Genomic DNA, 19,323 nt, shown 5'->3' with positions numbered 1-19,323 from the left:
ATTGAGGCTACAATAATAAATGAAGAATCCGATTCCGTGATGCCGGAATCGGATTTTTTGACCTCTCCGTGAAGAGAAGGAATAGATAGTTAAATTGGATAGATAGGATTAGATATCTAATTTGCGAGTACTAATCCATTTCACCATTTCAGGATCGTTATGGGAGAAGAATAGGCTCTGTTTGGTATCTAGCGCAGTAATCGACTCAATATCTGCTTGGCTTAATTCAAAATCAAAAATATTGAAATTCTCAATAATTCTTTCTTTACGAACCGATTTTGGAATAACCACGACTTCACGTTGTGTCAACCAACGCAAAACCACTTGAGCAACCGATTTGTTGTACTTTTCACCTATAGATAACAATACCTCATTCTGGAACAAGTCATTTTTTCCTTCAGCAAAAGGTGCCCAAGACTCGATCTGAACATTATTTTCTTTCATGAATTGTCCAGTTAAGATCTGCTGGTTGAAGGGATGTGTTTCGACCTGGTTTACAGCAGGAGTTACTTCGTTTTGCAGAATCAAATCGATCAGACGATCCGGCTGGAAGTTACTCACTCCGATTGCACGTACTTTTCCTTCACGATACAACTCCTCCATTGCACGCCAAGAACCATGTACATCTCCAAAAGGTTGATGAATTAAATATAAATCCAAATAGTCCAATTGCAATCGTTCCAAGGATTTTTCAAATGCTTGTTTGGTACGTTCATAACCCGTATCCTGAACCCAAAGTTTTGTCGTGACAAATAATTCGTCTCTGGCCACGCCACTACGTTTGATTGCTCTGCCCACGGCTTCCTCGTTTAGATAAGAGGCAGCAGTATCAATGAGACGATACCCAGCCGATATGGCATCCATAACACTTTGTTCACATTCGTTTGCATCTGCAATCTGAAACACACCAAAGCCGAGAATAGGCATCTCAACACCATTATTTAAAATTACTTTTTGCATATATTAACCTCCAGTTGTGGCATGTCTATATTATGGCATTCCTGCTCTAAAAACCGATATCTAATTTGTCTTATATGCTTGCCTAATTCTCTTATTACCTATGCATGCAGAATAAAGTTGTCCAGGAATGACAGCATCCCCATGGCAAAATCAAATCGCTTAAAGAATTAACCAGCGAATATGAAGAGAAACCTACTACGAATTAAGCAAGAGACTGTCAGTAAACATTGCTGGCAGTCTTTTCTTCATATATCGCAGACATTGAGCGATACGTACTTACTCTATTCTAAAAACGAATGAACACAAGAGATAATGTCTGTATAGTTCGTAAATAACTGTGAACAAATCGTTAATTCATTGACATTGCATGTAATTTTAATTAGAATACGAAATGGACTTCAGGTTGAAAACAGATATGAGTATCTTTATGTTTAGTTTAGAGCTTAGCTGTTGAATCTTTTAATCCTAACAACGAATATAGGAGCGACAATATTACAATCCTATATGAAGATTAGGATTTTTTGTTTTTAGCTTTGGAGTATAATTTGAAAGTTGGAGGCTGGCTTTACCATGGACAAATGGTTCAAACTTAAAGAACGAGGCACGACCATCCCCACAGAAATTATCGCAGGGGTTACAACATTCTTCACAATGGTATACATAGTTATCGTAAACCCAGGAATACTCAGCAGCACAGGCATGGACTTTAACGGAGTATTCATAGCAACGGTACTGGCAAGTATTGTGGGAACTCTGATTATGGGAATATGGTCCAATTATCCAATCGTCATTGCGCCGGGTATGGGCCTGAATGCATTCTTTGCCTATAGTGTAGTTGCCGGGTATGGCGTATCTTGGCAAGTTGCACTGGGAGCCGTATTTATAGCAGGGATTTTGTTTATTATTTTATCACTGACTTCATTCCGTTACATGTTGCTTGATGCAATTCCTGCTAGCTTAAAACATGCCATAACCGCAGGGATCGGATTGTTTATTACAACGGTAGGTTTGCAAAATGCCGGGATTATTGCCGATTCAGAATCGAATTTGATTACGATCGGGAACTTGGCTGAGCCGATGGCTTATCTGACCATTATCGGATTGATTATTACCGTTGTGCTGATGGCTTATAATGTGAAAGGTTACCTGTTCATTGGAATGGTGGTAACAGCGATACTTGCCTGGATCATGGGACTATTCCAAATGCCGGAATCGATTGTATCCATGCCACAAGGCCTCGCGTCAACGGCTTTGCAACTGGATCTGGCAGGGGTATTCTCGAATGGTTTATATACAATTATATTTACCTTCTTGTTGATCACACTGTTTGATACGACGGGCACGATGCTCGGCGTTGCTGAACAAGCAGGATTGCTTAAGGATGGTAAATTCCCACGCTCGCGTGGCGCATTATTGGCAGATGCCGTAGGAACAACCAGTGGCGCTTTGCTCGGAACAAGCCCAACATCAGCTTATATCGAGTCCAGCACAGGGGTTGCCGCCGGAGGAAGAACGGGACTGACCGCTGTAACGGTAAGTGTGCTGCTTGCGCTGACTTTGTTTTTCACACCAATCGTAAGTGTAATATCAAGCATTCCGGCGATCACTTCTCCGGCACTAATCATTGTTGGATACTTTATGATTAACGTTATCAGCAAAATCAAATGGGATGATCTCGAAGAAGCATTTCCTGCCTTCCTGATTATCATCCTTACTCCATTGACGCATAGTATTGCGACAGGCATCGGCGTAGGCTTTATCTTTTATCCGGTACTCAAGCTGCTTCGTGGAAAAGGTAAAGATGTTCATCCAATCTTCTACATTTTTGCGGTATTGTTCTTCATTCAACTTGTGTTCCTGGACCACTAAAACTGTCTTATCCTATGGAGAACTGCTCTCAACAAGCAGCTCTCTTTTTTTTGTAGTTCATACTCCGTTCATATTCCCGTCACGAAGGGGACATCTTCCATGGTTACACTATACCTATGTCGCAAGAGCGGCTCTACAGATATAAAGGACAGGAGAAGATGGAAATGGCAGAAGCAGTGGATGTAACAACAACGGGGACTAAGGGCCGTAAAAAACGGTACTTATGGTTGAAAATAATAGGTGGTATTGTCGGCGCGCTGGTGCTGTTCATGGGCATCACGTTTGTCGTTCATACGATAAGTAATGGGGCAGAGAAAAAGAAAATCGAATCGTACGGCCAATATGTCAATGTTGATGGGAAGAATATGAATGTATCCATTCAAGGTAGCGGCGAACAAACCATCGTGTTACTTCCCGGACAAGGAACACCGTCACCAGTACTTGATTTCAAATTGTTAATCGATGAATTAACTTCTGATTACAAAGTTGTGGCGATTGAGCCTTTCGGTTATGGGTTAAGTGACCAAACCGAAACGGAGAGAACCACCGAGAATATTGTTAGTGAGATTCATGAAGCTGTACAACAGCTCGGTATAGATCGTTATATTCTGATGGGGCATTCCATCACGGGACTGTACGCGGCGACTTATGTGAACACGTATCCGGATGAAGTCTCTGCTTTTGTCGGGATCGATAGCAGTGTTCCGAATCAACCTGGCATGGATGTTAAATTACCTTTGAACTTAATGAAATTCTTTCAAAAATCAGGCTTAATGAGAGTACTCAATAAAGTGAGTGGTGATTCATATGCATCACTTGACTATGATGAACATACCAAAGAACAGATGAAGTTGATTTCGAATCAAGTCTCGACAAATCCGACATTAGTAAATGAGCTTAAACATCTGGGTTCCAATTTCAAAAATGGAGAAAAACTCACGTATCCTAGTGATCTGCCAGTGCTTCTCTTTGTTCAATCCAATAACGAGAAAAACCCGCAGTGGATTCCGTTACATGAAGCACAAGCCAAACAATCCGCGCAGGGCAAAATGATCCCAATGGAAGGTTCACATTACCTGCATCATACGAAATACAAAGAAATTGCCGAGGAATTCAAATCTTACATGAAACAAATCCAATAGGATGATTGATTAATAAACTGCGGTACCGAATCTGGTGCCGTGGTTTTTTTGTTATCAGGAGAGGCTAAAATAAAGACTTGACCTTAGGTCAGACCTAAGGTTTATGCTTGTAATATGAAAAACAGCAAAGGTGGTGAATTGGTTGAGTGATGAAATTACGATTAGTGAGCTGGCAAAGCTGATGAAAGTCTCTGTACATCAAATTCGATACTTCGAAGAAAAAGGGGTGTTACACCCTGCTTATATAGCAGAAAACCAATACAGGATGTATGGGGTAGATGAAATTTACCGTCTATCTCATATTTTATTGCTTCGCAAAATGGGACTGTCTGTTCAAATGATCAAGGAATGTTTGAGTAACCTGACAACCGTTCAAATCACATCATTATTTCGCCAAGCGTTAGCAGACACGGAAGCAGCCATCACTCAGCTTCAGCAAACAAAGCACCTTATCAGCAAGTTGCTGCAGGAGAAAGATCATATTCCACGTGATGAGGATCAAGTGACTTATTATATTGATACTCGTGAGGAGATTCACTTATCCCTGTGGTTCCATATGGAAGCGCAAGGGTACTTGCAAGCAAGGCAACTGACCCAACATAAAGGAAACATTCCCAATTTATTTGAAGCCGACATCCATTATGCGTACGACGAGACGGACACCGTAGGAATTTATACACAAAAGGAGGGAGCAAACGATTTAGTTTTGCCTAGAGGAAAATACCTTTCTCGTCATGTATATGTACAAATTGAAGCTGAACTCAAAGAACATATCAACGAATTTTATGCTTACGCAGAAGATCAGGGCTATCCCTATCACGGTCCACTTATTATGGTAGAAAAATCTTATTTATCTTTATTCACACCAGAAAAGCTTCATTATGAGCTGTTGTTACAAATGATCGATTAGGGGAGGCACACAGTGACAACTTCCATTCAGATAGAACCCGTTTGTCCCCAGTTTCATCAAGCTGTTGCTGAACTCATGGCTTATGGTTTTGGACACAAATTTCAAAAGATCACTTCATTGTCCATAACTGATCTGGCTTACGTATTTGAACAGTTGCTCAATTATCCGCCCATGGAACAAAGTACTCTTCGTATCATTGCTCGTGAAAATGAGGAGATTGTTGGCACCATGTGCTTGAAATGGAAGGAAGCAGATAACAGAGCAGCAATAACAAGCGTTCGTGCCAATCCTCATTGGTGGAGCCACTGCAATAGAGTTGGCATGTGGAAACTGCTTCAGTTAATAACTGGTTTACATCTGCTGAAGCATACTCCTAAATTAGGCGAATGTTATGTGGAAGATCTGGTTGTACATCCACAGCACCAAGGCAAGGGAATTGGTACGCAGTTGCTTCAATGGGCACAGAAATATATGTTGCAATCGAAATCAATGTCATCTCTTAGCTTGCATGTGGCAAGTCAGAATCATCAAGCGATACAGTTATATGAACGCTATCAATTTCGCAAGCAGTATAGCACAAACAGCTTTCTGACCGGCCTGCTCTTAGGCGAAAATCAATGGCATTACATGATTTACAAAGGAGATAGTTATGTTTAATTGGAAAAAACGATACATCTCAGTTATTGTGGCAATCTTACTGATGGTTGGTGCAGGACTGTACATAGTCGATCAAAGTGATTTTGACATGGAGGAACAAACCATTGAAATTCAATCTCCACAGGGTAAGTTAACAGGTACGCTCACGTTACCCAGAAACCATTCAGGCAAGCTAGGTCTAGTACTGTTTATTCACGGTGACGGTTCGATAGACTCTACTCAGGGTGAGGGATACAAACCGTTGTGGGAGCGACTGGCATCGATCGGGTATGCATCCTTGTCGCTAGATAAACGGGGAATCGGGGGTTCAGAGGGAAACTGGCTAGATCAAAGCATGGATGATCGTGTTGTGGAGGCACAACAAGCAATTGCATGGGCGAAAGAACAATCCATCATTGATGATTCCAAAATAGGCGTATGGGGTGCCAGCCAAGCAGGTTGGGTGATTCCTAAGCTTGCTGGGAAAGAACATCTCGCCTTCAGTATCTTGGTATCACCAGCGATAAACTGGTTGGAACAGGGAGAATACAACACACGTAGCCGAATGGCGAAAGACGGTCATTCCACGGAGGAGATTCAAAATCAGGTCGATTATGAAAACCAGATTAAAGAGATTTTAAAGAAACATGGCACATATGAAGAGTACACCAAGATTGCTCGAGAGGATGATCTGATTTCCAAAGAACGTTGGAACTTCATAAAGAAAAATTTTGCTTCAGATGCCACGGCGGATTTGCATCATTTCAAAACCCCTGTACTCCTTCTGCTTGGAGAAGATGATGTGAATGTGGACATTGTTGATACAGAGCAAGCATATCGTAAAGGAATTCAGCCATCTTCCTTGCTTCATGTGAAAATCTTCTCTAATACAGAACATTCGATGTTACCAACCTCTATTGCAGGCTCGGAATGGAAACAATCACTACGATTTCTGTTTGCTCCGAGAAGCATTACAGTGGATGGGTATATGGATGAAATAGAACATATGTTGACCGCGTTTTCCTTATAACAGAGGGTTTACGATCAGATAGATAATTGTCATTTCGAAATGAAAGAGCAGGGTCAGGGAGCGCCCTTATCCTGCCTTTTTGCGTGTTATACGTTAACTACTGTGCCAAATGTTCCAGATCCGGCTGCAATTTGGTCCGCAAAACATATAACATAATGGCCCCAACTAGGAACGCCACGGCATCCGCAATAACGAGCGACCAGATCACTCCATGAAAGCCATTCATTTGATTAGCGATATACAATACAGGAATTAGTGTAATCCCTTGAATTATGGACATAACAAACGCGGCGGTTCCTTGGGCTGTTGCTTGGAAGATCCCCATAAACAAAGAAGTCATTCCTGTAATAAACAAGGATAAGAAGGTTACATGCAGAATGTAGCTACCCATTTCAATTAATTGCGGGTCAGTCGTAAATAAACCAATCAAGTGGTCAGAGATCAGATATACGATAACACCGAACAGGACGGCTAAGCCCAAAATAGCTTTGATCGTGAATCCAATCGTTTGTTTCATGCGTAATTTGTTCGCTGTGAATGAGAAGGCAATCAACGGCACAACTCCCTCGCACAAGCCCATCAGAATAAATTCAGGAAATTGCAGTAAACGTGATGAGATTCCATACCCCGCAACGGCCTGATCCCCATATTCGACAAGAAAAAGGTTAAGAATAAGCGACATTGCACCCAAAAAGACACTCATAACAAAGACGGGAACACCGATTTTGAACACATTGCTCAGGATGTCCTTTGTTACCTTGAACCATTTCAGGGAGACGGTTAAGAATTGACTCTTATAACTCATATGGTAAGCGTAAAATGCACTCGCAACCAAGTTGGAGATGACGGTAGCAGATGCAACGCCAATCACGCCCCAATGGAAGACAAAAATGAATAGTGCATCAAGGATAATATTTATAACAACACTGAGAATCATACCGGTCATAGAAGTCATTGCTGAACCTTCTGAGCGCACGATATTCTCCAGGGTAAAGAATAAGATGACGAAGGGTGAACCCATAAGCATAATCGTGACATACTCTTTCGTAAATCCGAAGGACTCTGGCGTTGCCCCCAGCCCATGAACGATTGGTTCAATCAGCGGGAGCCCAACGGCCATCACAATAATCCCGAGAACTAAACTACTGTAAAAGGCAAATGAAGATACATGCTTCAGATCATCGACTTTTTTCTCTCCCAGCAAACGAGAGATGAATGTACCGCTGCCTATACCAATTAAATTACCAAGGGCCATGATGACCGCGAATAAAGGTAAAGTTAATGCGAGTGCGGTTAACATTGCCGTATTACCCAGTGTGCCAAGGAAATAAGCATTCAAGATGGAGTAAATAACACTCATTGACGTGCCTAGCATCATCGGGACAGCAAAGTGAGCTACGGCTTTGGCGATTGGTGCTTTTTCAAAGTAATGGAGGTTTTCTGCATCCATGTGGGTCACTACTTTCTTCGTTAATATTGATCCAATCTAACACCGTTAGATTGAACCTTACAGTGTTAGATGTTATCATGAACTTATGAACCTGTAAAGCGTAAACTTAAACTGTTAGATAAAAGGGCGGATACTGATGAAAAAACAACAGCCTCAGATTTCGGAAGATAAGATTTTGGAAATTTCGTGGGAGCTTCTCGGGGAAGAGGGCATCGAGAAATTCAGCATGAGACGCTTGGCAGACAAGTTGGGGATTCAGGCTCCATCTCTATACTGGTACTTCAAGAGCAAGCAGACGCTCTACCAGCGTCTGGCCAACCAGATATCGAAAATAATTCTGGACGAGTTTCACACTGAAGGGGACTGGAAGGAGCAGATGGAGGGGCTTGCGGTGACAGTACGGAGTGTGCTCAGCAGATACCCGTGCTCCACACAGCTTATGATGATGACGCTGCCCCATGAACCGGACATGATCCGCTTCACCAACCGCATGTTGCTCTGCATGGAATCAACACCACTAGAGCAAGAGCAGAAATTACAGGCCGTTCTTACACTGGTCAACTATGTATTCTATTTTGTACTAGACGATTATCAGCATCAGCGCAATATATCTGCTGTTCTTAAGGATCAGGAATCATTTCAGGGTGAAGAGATGATCCAACTTCTGGATTCTATGAGTGAGAAGGAAGCTGGACTTTTCAGCAGGATGTACAAGAATGGTCTGTTTGAGGTGATGGGAACCGACGGAGCTTTCGAGTTCGGCTTGAAACTGATTTTGTTGGGGATCGAACAAGTAATAAAGAAACCCACCGAGAAATAAATTCCGGTGGGTTTCTGCTTAATCAGCACATTCATTTTATCCTAATTTTCTGAATCGATTAAAGCGCAGGAACTTCGAAAGTTGAACATGGTAAGATTTCAGCCCAAAGTACATCAGCATGCCTAACAATGTAATTAATCCGCCTACGAATTGAAAAGCAGAGATGGTTTCTCCCAACATTAGATACGCCAGCATAATGGCCAAAACGGGTTCACCGATAATGCCTACAGAAACCGTTGTTGCACCAATGGATTTGAGCAGCAGATTGAAAATATATTGACCAAAAATGGTAGGTATGATCGCAAGTAGCAGGAAATACATCCAATCGGATGAGTCGTAATGGGTCAACGAAAAGTTATTCAATAAACTGTAGACCAGCAGGACACTTCCGCCAATAATAAAGACAGCAACACTATATATATTCGCGTCGATTTTTCGACTGACTTTCTGTCCCACCAGCATATAAGCCGACACCAGTATGGTTCCTATTAGTGACAGACCGTCTCCGATCAGAGCCTCTCTTGAAACGCCAATATCTCCCCAGGCGATGATCACCGAACCGAACAGGGCGGTAATCAAACATAGAATGGTAGGTATACTCGCTCTTTCCTTAAACATAAAGTATGACCCGATCATCACAAACAAAGGTTGCAGCGCCAGAATCACCATGGAACTAGCGACTGAGGTATACACCAGCGATTCCATCCAAAACAAGAAATATAGACCTAGTAGGAGGCCAGCCAGAAAAACTGTGCTCCAATCCTTTGAATTCATTTTTAAGAATCGGATCGTCTTCCAAGGGATAAACGGAAGCATAATAATGGCTGATATATACAACCTGTACATACCGGCTATAGCGGTCGGAGTATCCGAAGATTTAATCATGATTGAAGAGACGGATACCGACAAAATGGCGATAAACAGCAATACATAGGGATGAAAAAGCAGCGATAATTTATTTTCTTTCACAAATAAGCCTCCAAAAGTTCTTATCCGGTCGTCTGTGCACAGGCTATTGTGATAAGCCGTAGATTTGATATAATAATATCATTATTTTTGTGGATTTCGTGCAATTAAATCACTATATAATATAGATATATCGTCAAAGAAAGGAACGTCATAACATGGTGAAGCAACTTTATGAGGATATTTTGTATTCGGACCTTTCGTTTCCCTATATCATGTACACACATACACGTCATACAAGTATCCCCCCAGGAAGAGGGTTCAACGATCTACATTGGCACGAAGATCTACAGATCACATTAGTCACAAAAGGAAAGCTTGTTATCCAAATTAACGGAATTGATTATACATTGGAAACGGGTCAGGCAATCCTGATCAACAAGAGAATTCTTCATATCACAACAGAGCTGACACATGATGGTCAATATGTTAGTTTCAATTTTCCGGAAAAGCTATTAGCCTTTCATGTAGACAGTGCAATGGAAAAAAATTATGTATTGCCGTATACAAATTCTTCCTTGGTTTCGCTTGTGATTAAAAAAGATTCGGAGTGGGAAACGCAGATATTAGACATGCTTTGGGGAATGAGGGAGACGTTTAATGCAGAGAAAAAATGGGGATGGGAATATGAAATTTCTATTAAAACGGTACAGTTATGGTTTGTATTGATATCCAACATTTCGATTCCTTCCGGAGAAACCCCAAGAAGCGAGAAGCGTCAGCAGGAGAGATTACAGTTAATGCTCAGTTTTATCCATCAAAATTACGCTCATCCGGTTACGCTTCGTGAGATTGCTGATGTCGCACATTTGAGCATTTCAGAGTGCACCAGATGTTTTAAGAAAACGGCTCATATGACGCCATACGAGTACTTGATTAATTACCGGATTAAGAAGAGCAAAGATCTCTTATTATCGACGAATGATACAATAACCGAGATCGCCGAGAAAGTAGGCTTTAATCACGTTAATCACTTTATCCAGTCTTTCAAAAAGCACGAAGAAAGAACACCGAAAGAGTTTCGGTGCTCTCCACACCCTGTATAAATGCTAAACAATTTTAGCCTGAATTTCTTTTAAAAACAAATCCGCAGCAGTCGAAAAGACCTGATGTTTTTTCCAAACGATATTTAAGCCAGATTCAAGTCTTGGCTCTAGAGGTCTGAAGCAAAGATCGCTTTCACTGGACGTATTCACTATTTTATCAAGTGTTAATGCATAACCAATGCCTTCTTCAACCATAATGGCAGCATTATATGCAAGATTGTATGTAGTAACGACATTTAATTTGTCAAAATCTTCACCAAACCAGTCCGCAAACTCATTTTTCGAAAATGTCTGCTTCATTGACTGTCTTGAACAGATCAGTGGAACATGCAATAAGTCAGTAGATCGAATCGTATGTTTGGAGGCGAGTGGACTTTCTTTTCTCATAACCACTCCCCAAACATCCTTGTCTGAGAAATTGATATAGTTATATTTGGAAACATCTGCTGGCTGGATTAGAATACCGAAGTCAAGGAGTCCCTTGTCGAGCCGCTCAGTTACATCATCTTCGTTGCCGCTGTATAGGTGATAGCGTATATTGGGATATTTATTCTGCACGTCTTTTGCCACTCTTGCAATCTGTTTCATGGCTTCCGTTTCTCCACCGCCAATATAAATATCACCACTTATGGTTTCTTCCATGGATTCAAATTCTGCCTCTAATTTATCGACCATACCCACAATTTCTTCAGCTCTATTTCTTAAAAGCATACCTTCATCTGTGAGAATAATACTGTAACTACTGCGAATAAATAATTTCTTTCCCAACTCTTGTTCAAGGTCTTTCAATTGTCTGGACAAGGTGGGCTGCGTAACATGCAAGAAGTCAGCAGCGCGTGTAATACTTCCTTCTCTGGCGACCGTAAGAAAATAACGCAATACTCTAATCTCCATTTTAACTCCTCCTTTTATCCTTCTATATTCTACAATAAACCAGAAATGCCTTTCAAGCATATCTTGTTATGAGATATGAGTATTTGCTATGCGGTGTATAAACGCTAAACTATAGAGCAAGGCAACTGGAGAAGAAATTGAAAGGAATGATTGATATGGATAAGAAAAAGGTATGGTTTATCACTGGCACTGGTCGAGGTATGGGCACTACTATTGCGAAGGCTGCTTTAACTGCTGGACACAAGGTTGTGGCTACGGGCCGGAATCCTGATGCAGTGGTTCGTGCGATCGGTGAGTCCGAGAATGTAATGGTTGTCTCATTAGATGTTTGCGAGCCTGCAGATGCACATTCCGCAGTTAAGGCGGCAATTGAACGGTTCGGGGCAATCGATGTACTCGTTAATAATGCGGCACATTTCTGTGGAGGGTATTTTGAGGAACTGACCCCGGACCAGATTGAACATCAGCTACAGGTGGCGTTGGTTGGTTCCATGCACGTTACCCGGGCCATATTACCTGTGATGCGTAACCAACGTTCAGGACATGTGATCTCGATCTCTTCTGGCGCTGGCATTTCAGGATTTGAGTTTAACTCGGCATACAGTGCTGCGAAATTTGCGCTTGAGGGATGGATGGAGGCACTGGCTCCTGAGGTAGCTCCTTTCGGTATTCATACGACTATAGTCAATCCCGGATTTTTCCGAACAGAATTTCTTACGGACGCATCCTCAACTTTTGCTAAACCCTCGATTGAAGATTATGATGACCGGAGAGCTGGACATATGGAATTTTTTAATAATCAGAACGGGCAGCAACCGGGAGATCCAAAAAAACTTGCCAAGGCCCTCCTCAAGATTGCAAACGAGGCCCAACCGCCGCAACGCTTCATTGCAGGAGCCGACGCGATAGACATTGCAGAGCAGAAAATTGCCAACCTTCAGACAGAGATCAATGCTTACCGGGATCTCTCTAAATCCATGGCATATGACAACTAAACGAAATCACCTGCTTGTATTCATTCTGACCTTTGGTGTATTCAGTATTTTAAATACGGAGATGGGCGTAATCGGAATCTTGCCTTTGATTGCAGAACATTACGAGGTCAGTATCTCAACCGCTGGTTTGATTGTGAGTCTTTTTGCGCTTGCGGTTGCTGTATCTGGCCCCATTTTACCCTTATTATTTTCGGGCATGAACCGCAAGCATGTTATGTTGTTCGTACTTGGCATTTTTATTGTGGGCAGCCTGGTCTCCGCCATCACATCGAACTTTACGGTATTGGTCATTGCACGTGTCGTTCCGGCTTTTTTCCATCCTGTCTATTGCTCATTGGCATTTACGGTCGCAGCGGCGTCAGTCCCCAAGGAAGAAGCGCCGAAGGCAGTGGCTAAAGTATTTGTAGGCGTGTCGGCAGGCATGGTACTTGGAGTACCCCTTTCGAGCTTGATTGCCACCAGCACATCGTTGTTCTATGCGATGTTGTTCTTTGCCGCCGTAACAATCGTCGCATTTGTAGCAACACTTCTTTTTGTGCCCTCCATGCCAGTTACGAAAAGAATCTCTATGGGTACTCATCTGTATGTATTGAGAAGATCCGTGATGTGGCTATCCATTGTTGGCGTGATTTTCATGAACGGAGCTGTATTTGGGGTCTATAGTTACCTTGCTGAGTTTCTGAAAACCGTGACAAGATATGACTGGAACACCGCCAGTGTGTTGTTATTTCTATATGGCTTGGCCAATATGGTTGGGAACATGATAGCAGGGAAACTGCTCGCTAATTTCCCTTTAAGAACGATCAAGATGTATCCCATTGCATTAATAACGGTATACATCTTGTTGTTCACCTTTGGACAATTCAGTGTGCCAACAGCCTTCCTTATTTTCATTTGGGGGATCTTAGGAGGCATAGGCGGCAACATCACTCAATATTGGGTGGTATCGGCAGCACCAGAGGCACCCGAATTGTCGAATGGGATCTTTCTGACCTCTTCCAACCTGGGAACAACACTTGGTGCTAGTGTATGTGGACTAATCGTAACTGGAATAAGTACACAATATATTGTAGTTGGAGGAATCGTGTTCCTTATCTTTAGTATCGTAACGAATTACTTCAGAATCTCCATGACTGGCCGATTCGAGGGCTTCAAAGTTGGAGGATAAGAGGCGGACATAGTGATAAGCGTTATACATTACCGTTTCGGCATTTTGCTCTCATCCATGTAGAGCAGGTTCCAGCGGTGACCGTCCAGGTCGGCAAATCCCGCGCCATACATCCAGCCGTCTATTTCACCCGGCTTGCCAAAGATGGTTCCTCCAGCTAACTCGACTTTTTCAATAAAAGCATCAACTTCTTCTCTGCTGTCAGCACCAATGGAAAATATCACTTCTGCGCTATGGGAAGTATCTGCGGTTTTGGCACCTGTAAATTTCTCAAACGTTGCGTCCGGAAACAGGAGAATCGTTGTTGAGCCTATGACAAGCTGGGCTCTCTCGTTACCAACATTCTCCCCATGGAATCCAATCTCATTGAAAAAGGTAGTGGATTTCACAACATCTTTCACCGGCAGGTTCATCCAAATTTTTTGTGACATGGTAGTAGCCTCCTAGAGTATATTTTCGACACTCTTACTATACTCTATCTCAATTCAAAATTACATAATCGGGTACATACGATTATGAAGGAGTTAGAAATAACGGGTATAATGAAGGATAATTTAGAGAAATCTGCATCGTTCTAATCAGTTCAAAATCCAAACCAAAAGAGCAATCTCCAATGAGGTTGCTCTTTTGGTCATGACTTATTTTGCCTAACGGTGTATACGCAGTTTCTTCCTCCGGCTAGAATGTATTCTCCCCGTTCAATATGAACATTATCGCCTAGAACTGTTTTGAATAAATGTAACTCATTCTTGCATAACCCGGTACATACCGCGGCCGCTTCACAGATGGGGCAATGCTTCTCAATGAGTAGGAGACTGCCATCATCCTGCTCCTGAACCTCGGCCATATAACCCTCATTGGTGCGAATCTCGGCCAATTTCTCCAATTTCTCTCGAACATCCGATGCATCCCCAAGATGCTGAAGATATTGTTCTTGCATATTTTTATTTCGAACATCCAGCAGCTTGTCCAGCCCTTCAGTACCAAAAGCTTCTTTCATCGAATTGATGAGGCTGACGGATAAATCGGAATATCCACTTGGGAAAAAACGATTAGCCGCGGGAGTTAATATCCATAACTTGGTGGGGCGACCCATGGGACGGGCCTCTTCCACAGTGGTAACCAATCCTTCTCCTTTTAGCGCATTCAGATGTTGACGAATAGCCATTCCAGATAACGAAAACTGAGTGGAGAGTGCCATAACATCCATTCCCCCGCGCTCTTTTAACAGATTAATAATTGCTCTCCGGGTACTGGTCGAGGCATCCTTTTTGGTTTGATTTCCGCTCATGGTGCACCTCCTTATGACGCAACTGAGTCTAATGACTAACTACATTTTAAACAAAAATGTTGACAAAGTCAAAGCCGAACTGTAGCTTAGACATTATAAACAAAAATGTTTACTAAGTATCCGGATACGATGTATACATAACAATTTTCTTGGAGGTCACATTTCATGTCTTCTAATCATCAGAGTATTTTCAGCCCGCGTTATTTTGCATTATCCATAGGAATCATTTTGTCAGTGATGGCCGTTGGATTCGAAGGTTTATCCGTCACCACCATTGCTCCTTCAATTGCTGGAGACTTGAACGGTCTTAGCCTGTTCGGGTGGATATTCAGTACATATCTGCTTGCGCAGATTATCGGGACGCTGGTCGTCGGTCGAATCATTGATAAAAGAGGACCTGCAGCACCGTTCACTTTTGCACTTCTGTTGTTTATCGTAGGGCTGATCGCTGCCGCAACCGCAGGCGACATGTATACCATGATAGGATCACGGGCTCTACAGGGTTTGGGTGCCGGAGCTATGATGACTTGTGTGTATACAGCTATATCGTTAAGTTACCCGGATGAGCTGCGTGCCAAAATTCTTGGAGCATTTGGTACTGCCTATGTTCTTCCGTCCATGCTCGGTCCCTATGTAGCAGGAGTTATCGCAGATCAGTGGTCCTGGCGCTTTGTTTTCTGGGGGATCTTACCTGTGCTGGTGGTTTCAGCATTGCTTAGTTTACCTGCCTTTAGGAAATTGAAAGTGCAGAAGACGGGAGGGGATAGCGGATCTTCATCCACTTGGATGGCGTTACTCTTAACGTTAGGTACAGGGATTTTCCTGGTTGGTCTAAGTAGGCTTCCGAGCATTATGGGATTTGTTTTAGTCATAATTGGCTTCGTATTGATGATATTTCCTCTCCGTAAATTGCTACCGAAGGGAACACTTACGTTGCGCAGAGGAATGCCAGCTATTTTGGCAACACGTGGATTGTTCTTCGCTGCCTATACTAGTACACAGAATTTCCTGGTATTGGCTCTAATCGATGTGAAAGGAATTACACCTTCTCAGGCCGGATTAATTGTGGCGAGTGCTGCATTAAGTTGGTGTATCATTGCGTATCTGCAAGGACGGTGGGATGCGGCAGATCAGGGCAGTGGACGTCATATGAGAATTATTCTTGGCGTATTGTTACTTGCCATAGGGATTGCCATCGTATTTTGGGTACCTGTTGTGACCGTTACCATTGCAGTTATTGGTCAGATCATTGCAGGAGTTGGTATTGGATTGGCGCATCCGATTAGCGGTGTTGTCGCATTTTCCCAAACGGGGGAAGAAGGCGTGGGCCAAACCTCGGCAAATCTGCAATTTGCAGATTCTTTTACACCTGGCGTAGTGATCGGCATTGGTGGTTCCATTCTTGTCGTGTGTCAGGCTGGCGGTATGTCACTTCAATCCGGCTTAATTGTAGCCATGGGTTTCCATCTCTTGTTGATCGTCACGAGTATCATTGCCAGCACTCGGATCTCACCACGCGGATGAATAAGAAAGTGGGTGTACAGACCATTGTTCACTGAAGATCCGAATAAACTATTTACAGCTTATCGCATCATCGGAACGAAATGGACGATCCATATTTTATGTGCTCTGTCTCAAGGCCCGAAGAGATTTGGTGAAATATTCGATAACATTCCTTCCATTTCCGAAATGATCCTCTCCAGACGTTTAAAGGGTCTTCAACATGATCATTTGGTCAAAAAAACAATAGTGACACGTCCTACACAAATTATTTATGAACTTACGCCAAAAGGAGCTGCTCTTGCAGCATTCATACCCTGTCTAATGGACTGGGATACCAAATTTCAAAATGATACCACCGGGAGGAATAAAGATGATTATTGAGGTCAGTGATACAGCATCGGACAAAATCGTTGAGATCTTATCAGGTGCGGATATCCAAAATGCCTTCCTTAGAGTAGGCGTTGATGAAGGGGGATGCAGTGGTTTATCTTATACCCTTATCGTGGATGAACAACAGGCAGAAGAAGACACTGTGTTAAATAAAAAGCAATTTAAAATATTGGTTCACGCAAACAGTATTCCATATATTGATGGTCTTGAGATTGACTATGAAGAGAGCGGAATGTTAGGCGGATTCACCATGAATAATCCAAATGCCAAAGTTTCGTGTGGATGCGGGGCCAGTTTCAGAATGGCCAATTATCGTGGCGAAGTGAAAAAATGTGATTAATGAAGGATGGAGTGCAGAGCAATGATCTCATTTGTAATATCTGACCAAGCAATCGATTTATTTAAGAATGAATGGGAATTGGAAGAGGACCAATATGTAAGGATTTACGCAAAATATGTCGGAGGAGGCTCCGATGCTTTTACAATTGGCATAAATGCCAGTGCTACACCGGTCGATCCCGCATTGGTTCAATCCATTGGAGGATTTCATTTCTTTGTTGAAAAAACAGATGCCTGGATTCTGGAAGATGAACTTCTCCAAATTGACTGTAATGAAAATGGCATATTTTCAAGCAAAATCTCCTATTGAACATGGGAACTCTATTCTAGACCATAATCTTACTTTTTAAACATTTAACTTTACAAAGTATAACACTTCATGTATATTCAGGAAGTTAAAAGGTTTATTTTACCATAATATCCATCAAATTATGGAGGTGTAGAAGACAAACAACAATCAGATTGGGATTTTTGATGCTCAGTATAGGGCGCCTACAATTGGTATTATGCTGGTTCTGGCAACCGTAGCTTTCGAAGGACTGGCTATCACGACGATTGCTGCGAAAATGGCACAAAGTTTAGAGGGCATTCATTTATACGGTTGGATCTTCAGCGCATTTTTGTTATCTCAGCTTATTGGAACTTTGGTTATGGGTCAGCAGGTTGACAAGCGCGGTGTTTTTACATCCATGCTGGTATCTTTTAGTGTTTTTGTGTTAGGAACTGTGGTCTCCGCTATCTCTTTCGATATGCATATGCTTATTGCCGGAAGAGCCCTTCAAGGTTTTGGAGCGGGGGCCCTGATTACATGTGTTTATACCTGTGTGACGTTGCATTATCCAGATACACTTCGTACTCAAATCCTGGCCGCATTCTCCCTGGCCTTTGTCCTGCCTACCTTAATCGGACCTTATGCAGCAGGCCTTATAGCTTCCTACATCTCGTGGCGATATGTTTTCTGGATCGTTTTACCCTTGATTGGAATAGCGTTGAGTCTCACATTCCGTTCTTTTCGTAATTTGCAGCTTCAGCAAGATCTGTCAGGTCCAGCGCGAGCAACCGACTCAAAGATTATGTATGCGATTCTGCTTGCCGTTGGAACGGGGCTGTTGCTCACAGGACTTGGTATGATAACCGATTGGAGAGGTATATTACTCACTTTGGCTGGATTAGTCATCATGATCACACCCATGCGTAAATTGCTGCCTGTGGGCACTTTTTCGGTAAAAAAAGGATTGCCTGCTACTTTGGTTTCGAGAGGGCTATATGTTGCTTGTTATTTTACAACGGAAAGTTTTGTGATCTTGGCACTAACCGAAGTGAAGGGACTATCAGCCGACCTTGCTGGCCTCATTGTAGCAGCTGGTTCCCTGAGCTGGTCCGCCGCAGCGTGGTTACAAGCCAAGCTTGATGCACGAGATCAAGGTCGTGCCCGAAAGGGTAGGGTCATGACGGGCATTGGGATTATGATCGTTGGAACTGCACTTGTGATCCTGGCTCTTATTTTGACGGACGGTGGGATTATACTCATCCTTCTCTCACAAATGATTACAGGGTTCGGTGTTGGATTGGCCAACCCTACAACGGCAGCCATTGCTTTACAACATGCCTTGCCCAGGAAAGAGGGCGAAATGTCCGCGAATCTACAATTTGTGGATTCCTTCTATATGGGGGTAAGCATTGGCGTTGGTGGCGCTCTGATTGCCTTGTCCGAAACGTTACAGTGGGGCATATCGACAGGTGTTTTGATCGTGTTAACACTGCAATTATTATGGGTCTTGTTAAGTTTCTTGGCATCACTACGAATTACCAAACTCGTTCATCAAGAACATCATCCAATCAACCAAGTGAAGGATAACATCTCCATGTAACGGATGACGACCGCGTCGTTAAATACATCATGAAGAACGGGGG

20 protein-coding genes are annotated in these 19,323 nt (G+C 42.6%); 14 read left to right on the top strand and 6 right to left on the bottom strand.

Annotated features, from left to right (window positions below; genetic code table 11):
• Nucleotides 1-108: 108 nt before the first annotated feature.
• Nucleotides 109-960 carry an aldo/keto reductase gene (locus ACDJ59_RS10345; RefSeq protein ID WP_413408744.1) on the bottom strand — a complete coding sequence of 284 codons (852 nt, stop codon included), beginning with the start codon at nucleotides 958-960 and terminating at the stop codon, nucleotides 109-111.
• 570 nt (nucleotides 961-1,530) lie between these two features.
• Here ACDJ59_RS10345 and ACDJ59_RS10340 point away from each other — a divergent pair.
• The 5 genes from ACDJ59_RS10340 to ACDJ59_RS10320 all read left to right on the top strand — a co-directional run bounded on the left by ACDJ59_RS10340 (nucleotide 1,531) and on the right by ACDJ59_RS10320 (nucleotide 6,547).
• Nucleotides 1,531-2,829, top strand: coding sequence for an NCS2 family permease (locus ACDJ59_RS10340; protein WP_017688352.1), 1,299 nt, complete (start codon nucleotides 1,531-1,533; stop codon nucleotides 2,827-2,829).
• A 164-nt stretch (nucleotides 2,830-2,993) separates the two neighbouring features.
• Nucleotides 2,994-3,971 (top strand): alpha/beta hydrolase, encoded by a 978-nt coding sequence (locus tag ACDJ59_RS10335; protein ID WP_036615620.1) that lies wholly within the window; start codon nucleotides 2,994-2,996, stop codon nucleotides 3,969-3,971.
• Between the two features lie 142 nt (nucleotides 3,972-4,113).
• Nucleotides 4,114-4,881 (top strand): MerR family transcriptional regulator, encoded by a 768-nt coding sequence (locus ACDJ59_RS10330; protein ID WP_413408741.1) that lies wholly within the window; start codon nucleotides 4,114-4,116, stop codon nucleotides 4,879-4,881.
• 12 nt (nucleotides 4,882-4,893) lie between these two features.
• Nucleotides 4,894-5,538: a GNAT family N-acetyltransferase gene (locus tag ACDJ59_RS10325; RefSeq protein ID WP_413408740.1), complete on the top strand. Its 645-nt coding sequence runs from the start codon at nucleotides 4,894-4,896 to the stop codon at nucleotides 5,536-5,538.
• Nucleotides 5,531-6,547, top strand: coding sequence for an alpha/beta hydrolase family protein (locus tag ACDJ59_RS10320; protein ID WP_413408739.1), 1,017 nt, complete (start codon nucleotides 5,531-5,533; stop codon nucleotides 6,545-6,547). Before ACDJ59_RS10325 ends, ACDJ59_RS10320 begins: the two co-directional genes overlap by 8 nt.
• A 97-nt stretch (nucleotides 6,548-6,644) precedes the next feature.
• Here ACDJ59_RS10320 and ACDJ59_RS10315 read toward each other — a convergent pair whose 3' ends face one another.
• Nucleotides 6,645-7,997, bottom strand: a complete 1,353-nt coding sequence (locus ACDJ59_RS10315) for an MATE family efflux transporter (protein WP_253508603.1) — start codon at nucleotides 7,995-7,997, stop codon at nucleotides 6,645-6,647.
• Between the two features lie 136 nt (nucleotides 7,998-8,133).
• On the opposite strand from ACDJ59_RS10315, the gene ACDJ59_RS10310 reads away from it, so the two are divergent.
• Nucleotides 8,134-8,817: a TetR/AcrR family transcriptional regulator C-terminal domain-containing protein gene (locus tag ACDJ59_RS10310; protein WP_413408738.1), complete on the top strand. Its 684-nt coding sequence runs from the start codon at nucleotides 8,134-8,136 to the stop codon at nucleotides 8,815-8,817.
• Between the two features lie 36 nt (nucleotides 8,818-8,853).
• On the opposite strand, the gene ACDJ59_RS10305 is transcribed toward ACDJ59_RS10310, so the two are convergent.
• A complete protein-coding gene (locus ACDJ59_RS10305) occupies nucleotides 8,854-9,786 on the bottom strand; it encodes a DMT family transporter (RefSeq protein WP_413408736.1) in 933 nt (310 codons plus the stop codon).
• A gap of 155 nt (nucleotides 9,787-9,941) precedes the next feature.
• On the opposite strand from ACDJ59_RS10305, the gene ACDJ59_RS10300 reads away from it, so the two are divergent.
• Nucleotides 9,942-10,829 carry an AraC family transcriptional regulator gene (locus ACDJ59_RS10300; RefSeq protein WP_413408734.1) on the top strand — a complete coding sequence of 296 codons (888 nt, stop codon included), beginning with the start codon at nucleotides 9,942-9,944 and terminating at the stop codon, nucleotides 10,827-10,829.
• A 3-nt stretch (nucleotides 10,830-10,832) separates the two neighbouring features.
• Here the strand turns inward: ACDJ59_RS10300 and ACDJ59_RS10295 are convergent, their stop codons facing one another.
• On the bottom strand, nucleotides 10,833-11,723 hold the full coding sequence (locus ACDJ59_RS10295) for a LysR family transcriptional regulator (protein WP_413408733.1): 891 nt from the start codon (nucleotides 11,721-11,723) through the stop codon (nucleotides 10,833-10,835).
• 155 nt (nucleotides 11,724-11,878) lie between these two features.
• Between ACDJ59_RS10295 and ACDJ59_RS10290 the strand changes: the two genes are divergently transcribed.
• Nucleotides 11,879-12,718 carry an SDR family NAD(P)-dependent oxidoreductase gene (locus ACDJ59_RS10290; RefSeq protein ID WP_413408732.1) on the top strand — a complete coding sequence of 280 codons (840 nt, stop codon included), beginning with the start codon at nucleotides 11,879-11,881 and terminating at the stop codon, nucleotides 12,716-12,718.
• Entirely contained in the window at nucleotides 12,708-13,886 is a 1,179-nt protein-coding gene (locus ACDJ59_RS10285; protein ID WP_413408731.1) for an MFS transporter, read from the top strand. Before ACDJ59_RS10290 ends, ACDJ59_RS10285 begins: the two co-directional genes overlap by 11 nt.
• 29 nt (nucleotides 13,887-13,915) lie before the next feature.
• Here the strand turns inward: ACDJ59_RS10285 and ACDJ59_RS10280 are convergent, their stop codons facing one another.
• Both ACDJ59_RS10280 and ACDJ59_RS10275 read right to left on the bottom strand, forming a co-directional pair.
• Entirely contained in the window at nucleotides 13,916-14,317 is a 402-nt protein-coding gene (locus tag ACDJ59_RS10280; RefSeq protein WP_340914613.1) for a VOC family protein, read from the bottom strand.
• A 200-nt stretch (nucleotides 14,318-14,517) separates the two neighbouring features.
• Complete coding sequence (locus ACDJ59_RS10275) at nucleotides 14,518-15,177, bottom strand: helix-turn-helix transcriptional regulator (protein WP_413408730.1); 660 nt, start codon at nucleotides 15,175-15,177, stop codon at nucleotides 14,518-14,520.
• A 165-nt stretch (nucleotides 15,178-15,342) separates the two neighbouring features.
• Between ACDJ59_RS10275 and ACDJ59_RS10270 the strand changes: the two genes are divergently transcribed.
• The 5 genes from ACDJ59_RS10270 to ACDJ59_RS10250 all read left to right on the top strand — a co-directional run bounded on the left by ACDJ59_RS10270 (nucleotide 15,343) and on the right by ACDJ59_RS10250 (nucleotide 19,280).
• Nucleotides 15,343-16,701, top strand: coding sequence for an MFS transporter (locus tag ACDJ59_RS10270; protein WP_413408729.1), 1,359 nt, complete (start codon nucleotides 15,343-15,345; stop codon nucleotides 16,699-16,701).
• A gap of 24 nt (nucleotides 16,702-16,725) precedes the next feature.
• Nucleotides 16,726-17,061, top strand: a complete 336-nt coding sequence (locus ACDJ59_RS10265) for a winged helix-turn-helix transcriptional regulator (RefSeq protein ID WP_413408728.1) — start codon at nucleotides 16,726-16,728, stop codon at nucleotides 17,059-17,061.
• Nucleotides 17,051-17,410 carry a HesB/IscA family protein gene (locus tag ACDJ59_RS10260; RefSeq protein WP_413408727.1) on the top strand — a complete coding sequence of 120 codons (360 nt, stop codon included), beginning with the start codon at nucleotides 17,051-17,053 and terminating at the stop codon, nucleotides 17,408-17,410. The genes ACDJ59_RS10265 and ACDJ59_RS10260 overlap by 11 nt, the downstream gene beginning before the upstream one ends.
• 21 nt (nucleotides 17,411-17,431) lie before the next feature.
• The gene (locus tag ACDJ59_RS10255; protein ID WP_413408726.1) at nucleotides 17,432-17,719 is read left to right on the top strand and encodes a HesB/YadR/YfhF family protein; all 288 of its coding nucleotides are present in this window, start codon (nucleotides 17,432-17,434) and stop codon (nucleotides 17,717-17,719) included.
• 196 nt (nucleotides 17,720-17,915) lie between these two features.
• Nucleotides 17,916-19,280, top strand: a complete 1,365-nt coding sequence (locus ACDJ59_RS10250; protein ID WP_413408725.1) for an MFS transporter — start codon at nucleotides 17,916-17,918, stop codon at nucleotides 19,278-19,280.
• Nucleotides 19,281-19,323: the final 43 nt, after the last annotated feature.

This window comes from Paenibacillus amylolyticus, assembly GCF_047302515.1.
Taxonomy (GTDB): Bacteria; Bacillota; Bacilli; order Paenibacillales; family Paenibacillaceae; genus Paenibacillus; species Paenibacillus amylolyticus_G.
Note: the sequence above shows the minus strand (reverse complement) of the source record. Positions and strands in the feature narration are given on the sequence as shown.